Raw genomic sequence first — 2,601 nt, 5'->3', positions numbered from 1 at the left:
GCGGGTGCCCGAGTACGACGACATCGACGAGGCAGGGGCCGCCGCGCTCATCGAGCGGGTGCTGGGAGGCGACGACGCCGACCCGCGCGGTGTGACCCTCGACACCGCACAGGCGGGGGAGCTGCTCGCCCGGTACGGCATCGCCGTCCTGCCCACGCTGCCCGCGCCCACCCCCGACGCCGCCGTCGCGGCCGCCGGCCGGCTCGGCTACCCGGTGGCCCTCAAGACGACCGCGCCGCACCTCCGCCACCGCCCCGACCTCGGGGGCGTACGGCTCGATCTGGCGTCCGAGGAACAGCTCCGGACGGCCTACGCCGAGCTGACCGAGGTCCTGGGCAAGCCCGAGGAGCTCCAGCCGGTCGTCCAGGCGATGGTGCCCCGTGGGGTCGACACCGTCGTCCGCTCCGCCATCGACCCGGCCGTCGGCGCCGTCCTCTCCTTCGGCCTGGCGGGAGCCGCGTCCGAGTTGCTCGGCGACACGGCCCACCGGCTGGTGCCGGCCACCGACCGCGACGTCGCGGAACTGGTCCGCTCCCTCCGCACCGCCCCGCTGCTGTTCGGCTGGCGCGGTTCCGCACCCGTCGACACCCCGGCCCTCGAAGAGGTCCTGCTCCGGGTGTCCCGCCTGGTCGACGACCACCCCGAGGTGGTCGCCGTCTCCCTGGAGCCGGTGGTCGTGGCGCCGCGCGGCCTGTCCGTCCTCGGCGCCACCGTCCGGCTGGCCCCGCCGCCGCCCCGCACCGACCTCGGCCCGCGCAGCCTGCCGAGCTACTGAAGGGCCTGAGGGGGGCCGGCAGCCCCGTAGGATGGAGTCCATGGCGAAGACCGGTACGACGACCCAGGGGCTGCGCGCGGCGATCGAGCGCAGCGGCTACTACCCGGCCCTCGTGGCCGAGGCGGTGGAGGCCGCCGTCGGCGGCGAGGCCGTCGCGTCGTACGTCGTGCACCAGGAGACCACGTTCGACGCCAACGAGGTCCGGCGCCATGTCACCGTCCTCGTCCTGACGCCGCACCGCTTCATCGTCAGCCACACCGACGAGCAGGCCGCCGACACCAGCTCCCCGACGCCGTACGCCACGACGTCCACCGAGTCCGTGAAGCTCGACCGGATCTCGTCGGTCGTCGTGAGCCGTGTCGTCGCCAACCCGGAGTCGTACACCCCGGGCACGCTGCCCCGCGAGGTGGTCCTCACCATCGGCTGGGGTGCCGTCTCCCGCATCGACCTGGAGCCGGCCGCCTGCGGCGACGCGAACTGCGACGCCGACCACGGCTACACGGGCAACGCCACCGCCGACGACCTCAGCCTCCGGGTGAGCGAGGCCGGGGACGGTCCGGACACCGTCCGGCAGACCCTCGTCTTCGCCCAGGCCCTGTCCGAAGCCATCGCGGCCACCGCCGCGCCCACCCGCTGATGGTGCAGCCGACCGCCGTGACCCACGGCTGGCCCGACGACCCGGTTCCGCTCGCCCCGGACACCGCGCCGGTCCCCGAGTACACCTTCGGCTCCCTCGGCGACGTGCTGCCGACGCTCGTCGCCGGTCAGGACGTGCCCGGGTTCGGCGCCCGGATCGCCGAGCTCTCCCCGGCCGACCGGAACTGCGTCTTCCTGATCGACGGGCTCGGCTGGGAGCAGATCCAGGCCCACCCGGACGAGGCCCCCTATCTGACCTCGCTCCTCGGCTCCTCGCGCGGGGGCACCGGCCGCCCGATCACCGCCGGCTTCCCCGCGACCACGGCGACCTCGCTGGCCTCCGTCGGCACCGGCCGCTACCCCGGTACGCACGGGCTGCCCGGATACACCGTGCGCAACCCCGAGACCGGGGAGCTGATGAACCAGCTGCGCTGGAAGCCGTGGACCTCGCCGCGCGTCTGGCAGCCGTACCCCACCGTCTTCCAGCTCGCGCACGAGGCCGGGATCCACACCGCCCAGGTGTCCTCCCCGATCTTCGAGCAGACCCCGCTGACCAAGGTCGCGCTCAGCGGCGGAACGTTTCACGGGCGGCTCTCCGGCGAGGAGCGCATGGACTTCGCCGCCGAGCAGCTCGCCGCCGGCGACCGCTCGCTGGTCTACACGTACTACAGCGAACTCGACGGCGCCGGACACCGCTTCGGCATCGACTCCGACGCCTGGCGCGGCCAGCTGATGTTCGTCGACCGGCTCGTGCAGCGGCTCGCCGAGCAGCTGCCGCCCCGCTCGGCGCTGTACGTCACGGCCGACCACGGCATGGTCGACATCCCCTTCGACGAGCAGCACCGCATCGACTTCGACGAGGACTGGGAGCTCCGCGCGGGCGTCGCCCTCCTCGGCGGCGAGGGACGTGCCCGGCACGTCTACGCCGTGCCCGGCGCCGAGGCGGACGTCCTCACCTGCTGGCGCGAGGTGATCGGCGAGCAGTTCTGGGTCGCGAGCCGCGACGAGGCGATCTCGCTCGGCTGGTTCGGGGACGAGATCGACGAGCGCGTGTACGGGCGGATCGGCGACGTCGTCGCCGCCGCCCACGACGACGTGGCGATCACCGCCTCCGTGAACGAGCCCCACGAGTCCGCGATGGCAGGCATGCACGGGTCCATGACCTCTGCGGAGCAGCTCGTCCCGCTGCT

The 2,601-nt window shown here is 73.9% G+C and carries 3 protein-coding genes; all 3 read left to right on the top strand.

Going from position 1 to position 2,601, the window contains the following annotated elements; translation table 11 throughout:
• Positions 1 to 775 (top strand): acetate--CoA ligase family protein (locus AOK00_RS29135; protein ID WP_173861664.1); only part of this gene is annotated, 775 nt, incomplete at its 5' end.
• 40 nt (positions 776 to 815) lie between these two features.
• Entirely contained in the window at positions 816 to 1,412 is a 597-nt protein-coding gene (locus AOK00_RS29130; protein ID WP_030325407.1) for a DUF5998 family protein, read from the top strand.
• The coding region (locus AOK00_RS29125) for an alkaline phosphatase family protein (RefSeq protein WP_055603223.1) at positions 1,412 to 2,601 on the top strand (1,190 nt) is incomplete at its 3' end. The genes AOK00_RS29130 and AOK00_RS29125, both read left to right, overlap by 1 nt.

The sequence above is a fragment of the Streptomyces aureus genome (assembly GCF_001418135.1).
GTDB lineage: Bacteria > Actinomycetota > Actinomycetes > Streptomycetales > Streptomycetaceae > Streptomyces > Streptomyces aureus_A.
This window is presented reverse-complemented; position numbering and strand designations above follow the sequence as displayed.